The sequence below is a fragment of the Streptomyces zaehneri genome (assembly GCF_032248645.1).
GTDB classification, from domain to species: Bacteria; Actinomycetota; Actinomycetes; order Streptomycetales; family Streptomycetaceae; genus Streptomyces; species Streptomyces coriariae.
Genome location: NZ_JASTTJ010000006.1, coordinates 291629 through 305913 on the forward strand (window position 1 = coordinate 291629; position 14285 = coordinate 305913).

The 14285-nt window shown below is 70.5% G+C and carries 11 protein-coding genes and 1 pseudogene; 5 read left to right on the forward strand and 7 right to left on the reverse strand.

Annotation, left to right across the window (positions count from 1 at the left end; genetic code table 11):
* Nucleotides 1–1779: 1779 nt before the first annotated feature.
* Nucleotides 1780–4704 (reverse strand): AfsR/SARP family transcriptional regulator, encoded by a 2925-nt coding sequence (locus tag QQM72_RS13040; RefSeq protein ID WP_314221007.1) that lies wholly within the window; start codon nucleotides 4702–4704, stop codon nucleotides 1780–1782.
* Between the two features lie 164 nt (nucleotides 4705–4868).
* Here QQM72_RS13040 and QQM72_RS13045 point away from each other — a divergent pair.
* Nucleotides 4869–4970 (forward strand): annotated as a pseudogene (locus QQM72_RS13045) (carbon monoxide dehydrogenase subunit G); the annotation flags it as partial.
* Nucleotides 4971–5019: 49 nt separating this feature from the next.
* On the opposite strand, the gene QQM72_RS13050 reads toward QQM72_RS13045, so the two are convergent.
* The 6 genes from QQM72_RS13050 to QQM72_RS13075 form a co-directional block, all read right to left on the reverse strand.
* Nucleotides 5020–6066: a trypsin-like serine peptidase gene (locus QQM72_RS13050; RefSeq protein WP_314221008.1), complete on the reverse strand. Its 1047-nt coding sequence runs from the start codon at nucleotides 6064–6066 to the stop codon at nucleotides 5020–5022.
* Between the two features lie 178 nt (nucleotides 6067–6244).
* Nucleotides 6245–7237 (reverse strand): hypothetical protein, encoded by a 993-nt coding sequence (locus QQM72_RS13055; protein WP_314221009.1) that lies wholly within the window; start codon nucleotides 7235–7237, stop codon nucleotides 6245–6247.
* A 241-nt stretch (nucleotides 7238–7478) separates the two neighbouring features.
* Complete coding sequence (locus QQM72_RS13060) at nucleotides 7479–8531, reverse strand: M23 family metallopeptidase (protein ID WP_314221010.1); 1053 nt, start codon at nucleotides 8529–8531, stop codon at nucleotides 7479–7481.
* A 22-nt stretch (nucleotides 8532–8553) separates the two neighbouring features.
* Nucleotides 8554–9333 (reverse strand): hypothetical protein, encoded by a 780-nt coding sequence (locus QQM72_RS13065; protein ID WP_314221011.1) that lies wholly within the window; start codon nucleotides 9331–9333, stop codon nucleotides 8554–8556.
* A gap of 103 nt (nucleotides 9334–9436) precedes the next feature.
* Nucleotides 9437–10582: a hypothetical protein gene (locus QQM72_RS13070; RefSeq protein ID WP_314221012.1), complete on the reverse strand. Its 1146-nt coding sequence runs from the start codon at nucleotides 10580–10582 to the stop codon at nucleotides 9437–9439.
* 5 nt (nucleotides 10583–10587) lie between these two features.
* Nucleotides 10588–11325: a transglycosylase SLT domain-containing protein gene (locus QQM72_RS13075; RefSeq protein WP_314221013.1), complete on the reverse strand. Its 738-nt coding sequence runs from the start codon at nucleotides 11323–11325 to the stop codon at nucleotides 10588–10590.
* 474 nt (nucleotides 11326–11799) lie between these two features.
* Between QQM72_RS13075 and QQM72_RS13080 the strand changes: the two genes are divergently transcribed.
* The 4 genes from QQM72_RS13080 (at nucleotide 11800) to QQM72_RS13095 (ending at nucleotide 14285) form a co-directional block, all read left to right on the forward strand.
* The gene (locus QQM72_RS13080; protein WP_314221014.1) at nucleotides 11800–12600 is read left to right on the forward strand and encodes a DUF6668 family protein; all 801 of its coding nucleotides are present in this window, start codon (nucleotides 11800–11802) and stop codon (nucleotides 12598–12600) included.
* A gap of 78 nt (nucleotides 12601–12678) precedes the next feature.
* Nucleotides 12679–12954: a hypothetical protein gene (locus QQM72_RS13085; protein ID WP_314221015.1), complete on the forward strand. Its 276-nt coding sequence runs from the start codon at nucleotides 12679–12681 to the stop codon at nucleotides 12952–12954.
* 67 nt (nucleotides 12955–13021) lie between these two features.
* Nucleotides 13022–13288 (forward strand): hypothetical protein, encoded by a 267-nt coding sequence (locus tag QQM72_RS13090; protein ID WP_314221016.1) that lies wholly within the window; start codon nucleotides 13022–13024, stop codon nucleotides 13286–13288.
* Nucleotides 13289–13307: 19 nt separating this feature from the next.
* The gene (locus tag QQM72_RS13095; protein WP_314221017.1) at nucleotides 13308–14285 is read left to right on the forward strand and encodes a hypothetical protein; all 978 of its coding nucleotides are present in this window, start codon (nucleotides 13308–13310) and stop codon (nucleotides 14283–14285) included.

Below are 14285 nucleotides of genomic sequence, written 5' to 3' on the forward strand. Positions count from 1 at the left end.
CTGGACGATGGCCTGATGGCGCAGCGCCAAATCCTGCTGGATCTGATCCCGGGTCCGCGGATCCGGCTGGGCTGGAACCCCGTAGGGGTAGTTCCCGGAAGTCCCGTACATGAGCTGAGTCCTCTCTCCTTGCCGCGCCGGCGCGAAAGCCCTTCGCGATCACTGCTACTACGCGGAACCGGCGTCCCGGGTTCATGCGGGGAGAGAGCGGCAGGGCAGGTGGGGGATCCGCCGGAATCGCCCAGGAAAAAGATTGAACCAGCCGGCGCCGTCAGCCGTCGTTCCGGATGACAGAGCAAGACACGTCACGGAATGCGACGGACGAGGAAACATGAGTACTCCGACACCGGGCTTGGGTTCGCGAGCCCGATACGAATCCCAGCAGCGCGTCGATCGAGAAGCTGCAAGACTCACGAGGACGGAAGGAAAGGGCGTCACGGTGGTCGAGGCGCTTGTGTGGGTTGATGACCGACCGCCTGTCATATCGGCACTTCATGACAGTCGCACCCGTGCCGGTCAGGGCAGTAGGTACTCAAGTCATCCCAGGCTTACTTATGATGCCAAAGGATCGAAGAACGATGCTGAGGTGCATGCGCTCGACTGGCTCTACGCGTACGCATCCGATGTGAAGAGGCAAGAGACATGGCCTCGCAAGATAGTTGTGGACTTGCAGGGGGACAAGGGTTCGTGCAACGGATGCAAGGAGCGGGAGGGTATCTTCCTCGCAGAGGTGCGCAGCATGCTCCCCGGTGTCCAGGTCGGGCTCAATGTGCACTATACGAAAGAGGCTGATCAGCCTTCCGCGGTTGCCGGGAGGAACAATTCATCCACTTATGGTGCTCCGGGCGCCGAGCCGAGGGTGAGCGCTTACAGCCGCGGTCTGGACCCGAATGCTGCCCCGTCGGTCTACTGGCAGCACAGGTTGACTTCCGATGGGCCATCAGGCGCCATCCCCCCGTCCTATCTCTCAGCCATTCCGATTCCGCAGCCCGTTTCGGGGTACGGGCGGTCGGACTCAAATTCACCGCACACCCCCTCCCCGCCCGGGATGCGCATGATCTCGGTCCGTCAGCAAGTCATAGACGCGATGGGTGAACAAGCTGCGGCTCAAAAGCGGCTGGAGGCGGCGACCAAGGCGACGGGGATAGCGAGGAGCACCTACGAGGGTAGAGTCAGGAGCGCCGCGGTGACTCGCGATACGGCGCTTGAGCACGAATTGAAGAAGGATGGATACCGCTACTATTCTCCGGATCAGGCTCGGAGTGAGGCCGGTCGGGCCATTGCGCAGTTGCCGGCGGTACAGCACGCGGCTCAACAGGTCGCTGCGAAACTGGCCGCGTTGAGAGAGTGCGAGGCCACTGAAGCCAATGCGGCTCGGACCGTTCGGGATCTCGGAACGCGGATCAGTGAACTGAAGCAGGCGGCGCAGGCGCAAGCGGCGTCAGCATACGGGGCATCGTCGTCTTCGACGTCCGCGGCTTCGTCCTCCTCCTATGGGGCTTCCTCCTCGGCCTACGGCGCATCGTCCTCGACGTATGGAGCGTCTTCCTCGACCTACACCGCGGGCGGTCAGCAAGCGAGCCGGAATCCCCATCACACATAAACGCTCATCGCGTGTGGGCAGGTCCCGTTGACGCCGTGACCTGACACCGTCCGGCAGCCGCCCAGGCTGCCGGACGGTGTCAGGCCGGCCGCCCCGATGAGGCCGCTGTCAGAGCCGCACGGGCGACTGGTGACGTCACGCAGCCGTCGCGGCACGCCATTGGGCGACCGGTTCCGCTACGGCCCCATCGGAGGTCGGACGCTGTTCGCGGCCGCGTCCCGGATCTTGCTCCGGATGGGCTCCGCCTTGGCGTGGCCCAGCGTGTCGAGGATCTCCAGCGCCTCACGCCACACTCGCGTCGCGTCCTTCGGACGACCCAGGTGCAGGTGGATGTCACCTAGTTCATCGAGGGCGGTCGCGCAGTTGAAGGTGGCGCCGGTGGCTCGGAGATGAGGCAGGGCCTCCTCGTACAAGGACGCCGCCGGTCCGTACGCACCCATCAGGCGATGGGTGTAGCCGATGCTCAGAAGTGTGTCCGCGAATCCCATGACGTCGCCGCCCTCCTCGAGGAGCGGCAGCGCCTCCTGGCAATGGGCCAGAGCCTGTTCGTACTGTCCGAGGTGGGCGTGATACCAGCCGACCGTGTTGAGGATGCGTCCCGTGGTGATCGTCTCGGCACCGGTCGAGCGGTTCAGCTTCAGCGCTTGTCGCGCGTGGTCCAGCGCACCCGGGATGTCGCCCGTGCGCTCGACCACCCAGCTCGCCTGACTGTGGGCCTTGCCGAGGGCGCCCGGGTCCCCGAACTCGGTGAAGAGCTCCAGCGCCCGCGTCATGTGTGCGGAAGCGTCCTCCAAGGAGCCCGACGACACGCTCGCCTGCGCGAGCGCTCCGTGCGCGTACCCCTCGGCGAACAGGTCCCCGAGCCGCTGGGCCGCCTCCCGGGCCTGACGGAACGCCGTTTTCACCTCGTTCCATTTGAACCGGCGTTCCAGGTACGGGCCGAGGGCCCAGGCGAGAGGCCATGCGTAGGTGTCGAGGCGCCGTGCGGCGGTCAGTTCGACACAGGCGAGCAGCACGTTGTGCTCGGCGTCGAACCAGTCCCGTGCCGTGGTCGCGGTGGTGCGCTCGCCGTCGAACTGCGCGATGTGTACGCCGGGTGCCGCGGGCGGGATCCTGACGTTGGCAGGGGTGGGGACGGACGAGAGGTACAGCCGGGCGTTCACACCGCTGTGCAGGTAGTGGTCCAGCAGCCTGCGCCGCGCCGTCGTCCGCTCCTCCTCGGTGTCCTCCTCGTGGAGCAGTTCCGAGGCGTACGCGGCCAGCAGGTCGTGGGAGGTGTACCGGCCGGGGGAGTGCTCGTCCACGAGGTGTGCCCGGAGCAACTCGTCCAGCAGCCGCCTGGTACGGGGGACGGGCAGGCCGACGAGGCTTGCCAGGGAGCCCGGTGCGGCGTCCGGTCCGGGATGCAGGGAGAGCAGCCGGAACAGCCGTGCCGCCTCGGCGCCGAGGGCGCGGTAGGAGTAGGAGAAGACGGCACGCACGTCGGCCGCGGCGTCACCGCTGTCGAACGCGTCCAACCCGCCCGCGCTCTCGCGTAGTTCCGCCACGATGGCGGACAGGGTGAGGGCCGGACGTGTCGCCGCCCGGCCCGCGATGACGGCCAGGGCCAGCGGGAGCCGCCGGCACAGCGCGACGATCTCCGCGGTCGCCTCGGGCTCCGCCGCCGTCCGGTCGCCGCCCAGACGGCGGGCGAGAAGGCTGTGGCCTTCCGCGTCGCTGAGGGCGCCCAGCGGGATCGGGTGGGCACCCTCGACGGCCACCAGTCCGGCCATCTGGTCGCGGCTCGTCACGATGACCTGGCACCCTGGCGACCCCGGGAGCAGCGGCCGGACCTGGGCGGCGTCCCGGGCGTTGTCCAGGAGCAGCAGGACCTGCCTGCCGCTGAGCCAGGTGCGGTAGAACGCCGCTCGGGCATCCATGTCCTGCGGTACCTCCGCCGAGTCCGCTCCGAGGGCGTCCAGGGCCGTGCCGATGGCCTGGCCGGGCGCGAGAGGCGTGCTCGAGTGGTCGAAACCACGCAGGTTGAGATAGATCTGCCCGTCGGGGAAGTCACCGGCGATGTCCCGAGCCCAGCGGACGGCGAAGGTCGTCTTCCCGACGCCCGCCATGCCGGTGACGACGGTGATCGCCGCCTCGGACCGCGCGACGCGGCGGGAGACACTCGCCAGTTCTGCCTCCCGGCCGACGAACGCCGCGAGCGCGGCCGGCAGTTGGGCGGGTGGCGTCGGCACGGCCACGGCCCGGGACCGCACGTGCGCCGACTTCCTCCGAGCGGGATCCGGAGCCGGGGCCGCAGCCGATGCCGACGTCGATCCCGCAGCCGGTGCCGGTGAGGCCGGTGCCGCGAGCCCGGCATCCGCGCGCAGGACCCGCTGGAACATCGTCTGCAGGCCCGGTCCCGGATCGACCCCGAGTTCCTGCGCGAGCAGTTCCCGGATCTCCCGGTAGGTGGCGAGGGCGGCGGCCTGCCGTCCCGACCGGTACAGGGCGAGCATCAGCATCTCCCGGAAGCGCTCGTCGAGCGGATGCTCGCTCACCAGGCCGCTGAGCCTCCCGACCGCCAGGGTGTGGGAGCCCAGCTCGATCTCGGCCCGCATGAGCAGCAGTTCGGCGGACAGCCGCTGATCGTCCAGGCCGTGCCGCCGGGCATCGGCGTACTCGCCACGGACCCCCGACAGGGCGGATCCCTGCCACAGGCCGAGTGCCTCGCGCAGATGCTCCGCCGTATCCTTGAATTCCCTTTCATCCAGAGCGCGTTCGGCTCGGGTGAGCAGATCCCGGAAGACGTCGAGGTCGAGCGCGCCGCGCGGGGCGAGGAGCTGATAGCCGAGCCCCGCCGACGTGATCACGGACGGAGCGCCGTCGTCGTCCAGCGCCCGGCGCAGGCGGTGCACGTAGGTACGGAGCGTGCCGCGCGCCGAGGAGGGCGCCTCCGTGCCCCACACCGCGTCGATCAGCTGCTCCGCCGGCACGGCCGCGCCCCGGGACAGGAGCAACGCGACCAGCACGGTCCGCTGCTGCGGTGAACCCAGATCGACCTCTTCGGCGCCTCTCCAGGCTCTGACCGGGCCGAGGACGGTGAATAGCAGTTGCTCGCACACGCAGGCCATTGTGACCGACCACGACAACTCGCTTACGGGACAGGCTGATTGCCCACCGGAATCGCCGGATGGCCACCGGCCTCGCAGCGACGGTCGAAGGCGGGTTCGTCGTCCCCGCGGGACTCCGCGTACGAGCGGTCCAAGGGGCTCGGTGACCGCCTGGGAACGCGCGCCGGACGATGATCGGGCGCAGCGCCGAGGAGGTGGACCACGCACCGCCGCGCGGGCGCTACGCGCCGGTCACGGCCCCGCAGACCGTCGGATCGGTGACCCGTCCGCAGGGCGGGCTCGCGGTCCGCCCGCTCTCCGGACGGGTCAGCCCGCTCCGGTCTGCCCACCCGCGCCGATGGTGTCGAGCAACTCCCGCCCCTCGGAGCCCAGTCGAGGCCCGGCGAGCCACTGGGCCTCGCTCGGGCCGACCGAGGTGTTGCTGACCAGCTCCAGCACGCCGTCGTTGCGCGCCATGAACCAACCGCCGCCCGAAGCGCCGCCGTTCATGGTGCAGCCGATCCGGTAGAGGGTGGGGTCCTCCGTGGCGATGGACAGCCTGCCGGGCCGGTCCTGGCACGAGAACAGCAGGTTGCCGTCGAAGGGTGCCTCCGCCGGGTAACCCCAGATCTTGAGGACGGGTATCCCGGTGATGGCCGGCGCGTCGAACGCGACCGGGATCGCATACCCGATCGCCTCCTCCAGGGACGCCGACGGATCCCCCGAGCGGCGGACGTGCAGGACCGCGTAGTCGAAGGCCGCGCCCGCCCCGCCGACGTCCTCGCCCTCGCGCGCCCAGCCGGTGGAGACACCCGCCCGGTCGGCCCACCAGACACCCAGCGGGGAGATCTCCCGCGTATCCCTGACGGTGGCGCTCACTCCGGACAGCGCCTCGTTGTTGTACGACGGCACGAACACGATGTTGCGGTACCAGGTGCCGGTGCGGCCGGTGTGCACACAGTGCCCAGCGGTCCACACCAGGCTCGACAGGCCCGGGTCCCCGGGATCCGCGACCGCGGTCCCGGAACAGACGCGGGGGCCTTCGGGGGTGTCGAAGAACACCTTTCCCAGTACGGCGGCGTTCTCGACGTAAGGCGCCTTCTCCGGTCGCGCGGTGACCGCCTTCGGTTCCGGGTCGGAGACGCGCGAGTCGATTTCGGTCCCGTCCGGCATCGACATGTCATAAGGGGCCGCCTCGGACATGTCCGACGACGACCAGGGCTCCGGTTCGGTGAATTCCCCGACCACGTCCGACACCGAGCCCGACACCGAATCCGGCGGGCTCTGGCAGCCGGACACCGTGAGCAGCAGGGCGGCCGTCACACCCAGCAGGATCCCGAACGGCGTGCGCGTTCCGCTTCTCCGCCGGTTCATCTCGTCCGCCATCACTGGTCGCCGCCCTTTCCCGTGCTGTACAGCTGCCCATTCGCCATGAGTCGGTGATCCACGCCTCTTCCCCACCGCGCGTGGCCACCCCTGCCGGGGGAGGAAATCTCGACAGAGGCGGCCTGGTGTGTGGGAAGTGCCCGCGGGGGACGCGGTTTCCGGGTGATTACCGGGTGCTGGAGGCGAACTCCCCGATGAAGACGGAGCGGGTCTTGTTGTCGAAGTCCTGCGCGGCGAGGTTCGCGGAGACGCCACGCTCCAGCAGCAGAGACTTCCCGGTGCAGTCGGGGCCGTCCCACAGCTTGATCGGCTTGCCGACCGACTGGTCGTCGTCCGGGCTGATCGCGGAGATGGCGCCGCCCAGGGAGGTGTTCTTGCAGCCCCGCCCGGAGACGGTGCCGGCCGCGCTCTCGGAGTCGTTGGGGTCGTCGACGAACTTGTAGAGGCCGTCGGTGGATCGCTCGACCAGCTCGCCCTTCGTCGCGCCCCCGGCCGAGCCGCCACCGCCGGTGCCGCCGCCGTTCCCCGCCTCCTCGATCTCGGGCTCGGCCGCCTCGCCGCCGCCCTCGCCGGCCCGCCGGCCGTCGGGTGTCACACCGAACCAGGTGCCGCCCACGCCCTGGCCGTTGGTGTCACCGGGCGCCAGGTCCTTGCTGAACAGGTACAGCGGCGCCTTGCCGAGGGTCAGCTGAAAGCCCTTGCCCCGCCTGATGAAGCCGACATCCCCCTTCTTGATGCCGTCGATGAAGACCTTGCCGCCCGGCTTGACGAGATACGGCGGCCAGGTCTTCTCGCACGCGTCGAAGCAGTTGGACTTCGACGGCTCGTCCTTGTCGAACCGGTAGAGCACGAAACCGGCGGCGTTCGTCACCACGGGATCCAGATCGCCCGCCGAGGCGGCCGAAAGCTGGACCCAGTTGCGAGTGACCGGGCTGGACTGCTGGGACTGCTTGGCGGGGGCCGCGTTCGCGGCGAAATCGCCGGTGCTCAGATCGGCCTTGTTCTGCTCGGCCGTGCCTGCCTTGAAACTGACCTCATCCGCCGGGATCGTCGTTTCCGAATCCCGTGCGCCCTGTTCGTCCCCACCACCGCAAGCGGTGAGAAGAAGAGCACCGGTCATGACGGTCGCTGCGACGGTGGCGATACGAGTGCGATACATGGGAGACCCCCGTAAGAAGGTGGTGATGCCGTTCTGGTCGCTCCAGATCGGTTGACACCCGCAACACGGCTGCGGGCTCGGGGGGAGTTCTAAGAAACGGTGTGCGTTATCCAAACGTGATCGGCCGTATTCGCTTCCGTCCGCGGGAAACACGTGTGCCCCGCCGCGCTGTGTCACCCCACTGCTGGACAGTGGCGGAACACGGCGCGACGGGGTGGGGACGATGGCGGGTGGAGGACCGTCAGAGGTGTACGCCGAAGCTCGCCAGATAGGCGACCGGGTCGACGTCGGAGCCGAAGACCGGTTCGGTCCGCACCTCTAAATGGAGATGGGGTCCGGTCACGTTGCCGGTGGCTCCGGAGAGCCCGATCCGCTGCCCGGCGGCAACGGTCGTCCCCCGCTCCACCTCCAGCCGCGAGAGATGGGCGTACAGGCTGTACTCGTGCTCGGCGTGCCGGATCAGTATGTAGTGGCCGTAGCCGGCGTCGGTGGCCGACATCAGCACCGCTCCCGCCCGCACCGCCACCACCGGAGTGCCGACCGGTACCGCCAGATCGACACCGGTGTGATGCCCCGTGGACCAGTTCCCCGCCTGCGCATAGCCGGCGGTGATCACATACCCCTGGACCGGTGCGGTCGCCGTACCGGCCGCCTGGCCCGCCGTCGAACCCGCGCCCCGGCGCTGCCGCTCGCTCGGTGAGGGCCCGGGGGACGCCACGTCCCGCCGCTCCGTGCCCTCTTCGCCCTCCGGTGGCGCCGCGACCGAGTCCGCGTCCGGGTCGTCGCCCGCGTCCCCGCCCGTGTCCTCGTCCCCGGTCAGCTCCGGAGCCAGGATCACTCCTCCGTCGGGCTGCTCCTCGGCATCCGCCGGCGGCATCACACTCGCGGTCGGAAACGCGGGGAAGGTGGTGACGGTCGACGGCGGAGGCACATCACCGGCGACCGTCCGGTCTTCACCCGACAGCGCGAACGCCGTCACCGAACCGGCGACCAGGACGAACGCCACGGAGAGTGTCGCCAGTGCCTTGTTGTCGAGCCCGAGCCGGCGATGGAGCGGGGGACGGGAGAGGCGCGGCGCACGGGAGGAGAAGGGACTGCTCGGAACCCGCGTGGCGCGCGGTGTACCGAAGCGCGCCCGAAAGCGTGAGCGGCCCGTTTCACCGAAGTCCGCGTCGGCCAGGAAATCCTGGTCCGGATCGGGGCCCGCCTCTTCGTTGCCGTCGTGACCGAGGTCGGCGTCGGAGGTCGGATCGGGGATGAGATCGGGTCTGATCGGCTGCTTGAAGTATTCCACGGGAATCTCCGGAAGCCGCGGCTCAGTTCGGATACTGCGGTGCGACGTTGTCGCTGGCCTCGGGCTGCCAGGAGGAGATCTTCTCGTCGATCCCGTTGTTCGGACCGTCCGGGTTCAGATTCGGCAGATACGTCCGCGAGGGCATCTTGATGGCCGCGCCCCGGAAATCCTTGTCGACGTAGAACACGAGGTCGAGATCGCTGAGATTCTGGATCGAGCTGATCTTGTCGTTGAGCTTGATCTCCGACTTGGAGACGGAAAGGTCCTCGCACTCACCGCGGAGTTCCGGCTCCGTGCAGACGCTGACCACCGCCCGCTCCGCCGCGCGGCCCGCCACCTGCGGCTGCCACGAGCTGATCTTGTCGTTCATCTCGATCGGGGACTGCGGGGTGCTGAGGTTGTCGATCGACTCATGCGGCTTGAGCGTGAGGGAGGCGCCGGTGAAGTCGTCGTCGGCGTAGAACGTCATGCTGAAGTTGTTGGGGTTCTTGATCGAGCTGATGCTGTCGTTGTCCGAACCGAGCGCGGTGATGCCGATTGACTTGCTCTCGCATTCCTTGAAGCCGGTGTGCGAGCAGACCTCGACCTTGAACTCGCCCTGCGGGTTCGGATTGTCGTCGAAGACCGGAAGCGGAATCTGCTGTTCCGAAACCTTGCGCTGCTCGCCGCTGAGCGCCGTCAGATCGGACTTCTCCGAGGACTTGTCGGCGCCCTGATCGGAATCTTCCGCTCCGCAGGCCATGAGGCCGAAGGAAGCCGCCAGGAGAGCCGCCGTGTACGCTGCCAATCGGGCCTGGGTCATTTTCATTTCCTCAAGTGTGTCGAGTTCGAATTCCTGGATGAAGTCACTTCGGCTGAATCGCCGAAGGCTTCATGGCTCACAACGTGAATGGCTGACGGGCGGTTCAAAAGATGTTTCTCAGTGCCGCCGCGAATGCGGGCGGAGTCACCTGGGCCAGCATCGACAGGCGTCGCCCGGCAGCCGCGTAGCGCTCGGTTCCGTCGGCCCCGCTGATCCCGTTCCAGAGCGGCAGCAGCCGCCGGCCGAGTGGCACTGCGGCCAACGGGGACGCCAGCAACTCCCAGAAGGCGACGGCACGTTCGATGTCCCCGCGGGCCCGGAGGTCGCCCTGCCGGTGCCGTAGTTCGGCCACCTGGAGCGAGAGCGTGGTCGCCGCGGCGTGATCGCCCGTCAGATGGGCCACGTACGCTTCGAGGGCGCGGGCCTCCAGCGTGTAGTGGTGTTCGGGTCCGAAGCGATGGGCCGCCTGCCGTTCCAGCGCCGCCGCCTGGACCTTGGCCAGCGCCGGCTCGCCGCTGGTGACGGTCTCGCAGACCAGAGTCACCCCGGCGACGAGCTCCTCCGGCACCGCGACCGGCGCGCGTGACGGATGCGGAGACGGGTTCGGCGCCGGGACGGCCTGTGACGGAGGACCGTGAGGGGGTGTTCTCAGCGCGGTCAGTATGGCGGTGTCGTAATCCCGGTACGGCCCGGACCTCGAGCCTCCCTCCGCCCCCGCGCCCGCCCCCGCGCCCGCCCCCGCCCCCGCGCCCGAACCGGGCACCTCCGGCGTCGAGGGTGCGGCAGAGGGGGCCGGGGTTATCAGGGGAGCGGGACTCACCGGCGTGGCCGTGGGCTCCGGATGCACCGGCGAGGCCGTGGGCGACGGATGCACCGGCGCCGGACCCGGCGCGGTCGGCGAGTCGGCCGTGTCCAGGGGGAGCGGGTCCTCCAGCAGCTCGCTCGCGCCGTCCTCCCGTACCCGGATGCGCAGCACGATGCGCCGTTGCTGGTCCAGGATCGACGCCTCGACCGGCGCGGCCAGGTCCAGCGCCCGCCGGTGCAGACGGTCGAGCACGGCGGTCTGCGCGGCGTCGCCCGAGGCAGCCGTCGCGATGACCTCGCCGTCGACCGCCACGGTGCCGTCGGCGGAGACGAACACGGGGCACGGCCTGCCCCCGGGGCCGTCGCCCCGCTCGATGCCGGCGCCGGCGACGGCGCCGAGGTCGGCCTGCGCGTTCTTCGCGCCACGCCGTTCCAGTTGGAACATGGCTCTCACTGTCCTTCGGTGTCTTGGGCGGGCGGGGACGCGGGCACCGCGCCCTCGTAGATCGCGAACTTGGCGCGGATCGCCAGGACGTACTGCTGGGAGGCATTGGTCCGGGGGACGCGTCCGGCCTCGCGCACGGCGTCCGGCCCGGCGTCGTAGGCCGCCAGGGTCAGGCTCACCAGATCGCTCAGTGGTTCCGTGCTCACCAACGGCCGCATCCGGTCCGCCAGTTCACACATGAAGCGGCCCTGGGCCAGGACCGAGTCGGCCGCGTCGAGCGCGGAGGTCTCGCCGTTGTCGTCGTCGTCCTTGCCGAGCCGGGTGAACACGTCGGGCGGCAGCTGGGACACGCCCTGCTCGCCCTCCGGGCCGGTCCTGTCGCTCCGGAAGCCGGACTCCTGGTCGATCTGGGCGGCGATGACGACCGGGCCGATGCCGGGGCAGAGCGCGCCCGCCTCGGTGATGGGGTCGGCCATGCCCTCCGGTACCGACTTCGGGTCGAACTCGCCGCTCCCGTCACCCTGGATGATCCCGGCGATGAGGTCGGGATCGGGCGCCTCACCGGCGCCGTCGCCCCCGCCGCCTCCGCCGCCGAAGAAGAGGATCAGTGCGATCAGCGGCGCGAACAGCACTCCGAAGCCGCCGATCACGAACACGGAGGAGATCGCCACGGCCATGGCGACGGGGGACAGCAGGCACCCCAGGCCGCCCACCGCCGCACCGGCCTTCACGGCGGTCCCCATGCCCTCGCCGCCCGTCCCCCCTCCGGAATCACCCGCGTTCCCGCTCACCGCTCCCACCTCTCCCGACTCCTGACGGCCGTCCCCTGCGCGGCCTCGTCCGACCGGATCCGGCACGCTCCCCGTGCTCGGGGCGGGGTGCGGATCTGTTCGTGCTCGGCAACGGCCATGACCGCCCGGGCAGTTCAATTTCGATCAATCGGATCCGGGAGTGAACTGTCGGCGGGCTTGCGGCCGTAGGTGGCTGTCGTAGGGAGCACACGGAGGCGAACCACCCTCCTGCGGACACCTCCGAAGCCCGGCACCACGGCCCGACGACCGCGCCGGACGACGGAGCCCGGAACCCGGCGTCCCCGCCCGCCACGGGTGGGACCCCGTACGTCCGCACAGGTCCCCGGGGCTCCCCGAACCGCCGTCACCGACCCGGTGTCCGGCGTGCCCGCAAACACCCCGCGCGGAAGAAGGAAGAGGAACCCGATGAGCGCCTCGGCCGTGAACCCCCCGACGGACCCCTGGGTCCGCGGCCCGGTGTCGATACGTCAGCCGAGCGCCGAGCCGAGGCCGTTCGAACGGCCGGCGCCGAAGCCCGCCACCCCCGGCCCCACCGACAGCCTCGTTCCCACCTCCGTCCCTGCCTCCGCCCCCACCCCTGTCCCCGTGGACCGCCCCGATCCGCCCGTCCCGATCCAGGAGGCCCCGGCCCCCACGGTCCAGGAGGCCTCGCCCGCTCTGCTCCAGGAGGGCTCGCCCACTGCCGTCCTGTCCCTGCCCCCCGAGATCCGGCAGGCCCCGCCCCCCGTGTTCAAGGCCCCGCCCGCGCCCGCTGTCGGGATCAGCTGGGTCGGCGCGCACGGGGGTGCCGGCGCGACCACGTTCGCGGCGGCGCTCGGCGGGACGGACATCGGCCACGCCTGGCCGGAGGTCGCCCAGGGCGAACCCGGCGACATCCTGTTGCTGGCCCGGACCCATCTGGCCGGTCTCCAGGCCGCGTCCAAGGCGCTGGACTCACTGCGCACGGGCCGCCACCCCGCCGGGGTGCGGCTGGTGGCGCTCGTCCTGGTGGCCGACGCGCCCGGCCGCCTCCCGCCCGAACTGTGGCGTCGCGTCCGGGTCCTGCGCGCTGCCGTACGCACCTTCAGCGTGCCCTGGATCGCCCAGTGGCGGGTGGGGAGGCCCGCCCCCAAGGCGCCCCGCTCCGTCGTGGAGCTCGCGGCGCTCATCCCGACGCGTCCCGAGGCCACCCCACCCCCCGAGACCGCCGCCCGCCGCCCGGCGTAGCCGGCCCCGGTTCGAACACCGCGCCCGCCGCCCCGCCGCCCCGCCCCGTCACCTCCGACCCGTACCCAAGGACGGTCCATGCCCCGTGCCACCGCCGCCCACGAGGTCCTCGCCGCCACCTTCGACCCAGGCGCCGACGCAGACTTCCTCCTCGGCGTCCTCGCCTGGTGCGCCTCCGCCGCCGGGGTCGCCGGCGTCCTCATCACCGGCATCCTCATGGCCCTCCAACTGCGCCGCGGTGAACCCGGGGAGGGCGCCTCGTACATGCGGGGCCTGTTCTTCGTGATCGCCGGATGCGTGCTCGCCACGACCGCCGGACCGATCGTGCAGTTCCTCGGCCCCCTGGGGCTGTGAAAACGGGTCGTCAGGCCCCAAGTCATACGTCACCGAACACCTCTCACCGCCCATCAGGAGATTCGTCATGCTCACGTTCCTTGCCGCCGCCGTCCCCGACCCCCAGCGACAGGCCCCCGCCGCCCTCACCGAGAAGATCGACCTCGTGCTGGGCATCGCCGCCTGGGCGGGCACCGCGGCCGGAGTGGCCGGAGTGCTGGTGACGGGCGCGATGATGGCCATCTCCGTGAAGCGCGGCGAGAGTTCGGAGCACATGAGCCGACTCGGCATGGTGCTGGGCGGCTGTGTCCTGGTCGCCACCGCCGGCCCCCTCGTCCAGTTCGTCTTCAACTGAACCGGCGGGAAAACACCCCATGTCTACCTCAGCCGACCACGGGGGAGCCTCAGCCGTCCCCGGCGGGTTCCCAGCCGTCCCCGGCGGGTTCCCTGCCGTCCCCGGCGGGTTCCCTGCCGTCCCCGGCGGGACCCTGGCGGTCCCCGGCGGGGCTCCGGAGAACCACAGTGGAGCCTCGGCCGCCGATGCGGCGGGTGGCCCCTCGACCGCCGAGGCGGGCGTCGGCCCCCCGGCCGCCCCCGTCGTCCCCCTCCCCGCCCCTTCCCGGCATCACGGTGAGGACCCGTTCGCGCTTCCCTTCTGGAGACAGCGGGGCCGGCTGCTCGCCGCCGGTTTCCTCGCGGCGGCCCTCGCCCTCTCGCTCCTCGCCCTCGCCACCCGCGGCGACGCCCCTCCCCTCCTCGAAACCGCCTCCGCGCCCGGCCCGTTGACGGAGGCCGCCTCGGACACCACGGGCCGCCCCGCGGGCTGTGCCACCGACGACGGTGACCGTGCCACCCCCGAGGCACCGCCCGCCGATCTGCGCTGGCGCACCCTCGGCGGGACCCGGGTCCCCGTCTCGGCGGCCGCCGGTCCCACCCAGGAGACCGGACCGGTGCTGTGGTGCTTCGCCCGCACCCCGATGGGCGCGGTCCTGGCGGCCCATGTCATCCCGGCCCAGATGACCTCGCCCGACTGGCGCGCGGTGACCCGGGACCAGGTGGTGGCCGGGTTCGGACGCGACCTGTTCGTCTCGCAGCGCGCCTCCTTCTCCGACGCGCGCCTCAAGACCCGCAGGAACGGCACCTACGCCGGATTCCTGCTCGCCGAGTACAGCCCCGCCGCCGCCACGGTCGACGTGCTGATCAAGAGCCCGGACGGGCCCTGCTTCAGCACCTCGGTCCGGCTGCTGTGGAGCGGCGGCGACTGGAAGGTCCGGCCCGCCAACGACGGGGCACTGCACACCGAACTGTCCTCGGTGGGCGGCACCGACGGCTTCGTGCTCTGGAAGGTGTGA

Bases quoted from the DNA above. Each gene is read 5' to 3' on its own strand.
- QQM72_RS13050 (WP_314221008.1), bottom strand. From the start codon at position 6,066: ATGAACCGGCGGAGAAGCGGAACGCGCACGCCGTTCGGGATCCTGCTG.
- QQM72_RS13055 (WP_314221009.1), bottom strand. From the start codon at position 7,237: ATGTATCGCACTCGTATCGCCACCGTCGCAGCGACCGTCATGACCGGT.
- QQM72_RS13065 (WP_314221011.1), bottom strand. From the start codon at position 9,333: ATGACCCAGGCCCGATTGGCAGCGTACACGGCGGCTCTCCTGGCGGCT.
- QQM72_RS13070 (WP_314221012.1), bottom strand. From the start codon at position 10,582: ATGTTCCAACTGGAACGGCGTGGCGCGAAGAACGCGCAGGCCGACCTC.
- QQM72_RS13075 (WP_314221013.1), bottom strand. From the start codon at position 11,325: ATGGGGACCGCCGTGAAGGCCGGTGCGGCGGTGGGCGGCCTGGGGTGC.
- QQM72_RS13080 (WP_314221014.1), top strand. From the start codon at position 11,800: ATGAGCGCCTCGGCCGTGAACCCCCCGACGGACCCCTGGGTCCGCGGC.
- QQM72_RS13085 (WP_314221015.1), top strand. From the start codon at position 12,679: ATGCCCCGTGCCACCGCCGCCCACGAGGTCCTCGCCGCCACCTTCGAC.
- QQM72_RS13090 (WP_314221016.1), top strand. From the start codon at position 13,022: ATGCTCACGTTCCTTGCCGCCGCCGTCCCCGACCCCCAGCGACAGGCC.
- QQM72_RS13095 (WP_314221017.1), top strand. From the start codon at position 13,308: ATGTCTACCTCAGCCGACCACGGGGGAGCCTCAGCCGTCCCCGGCGGG.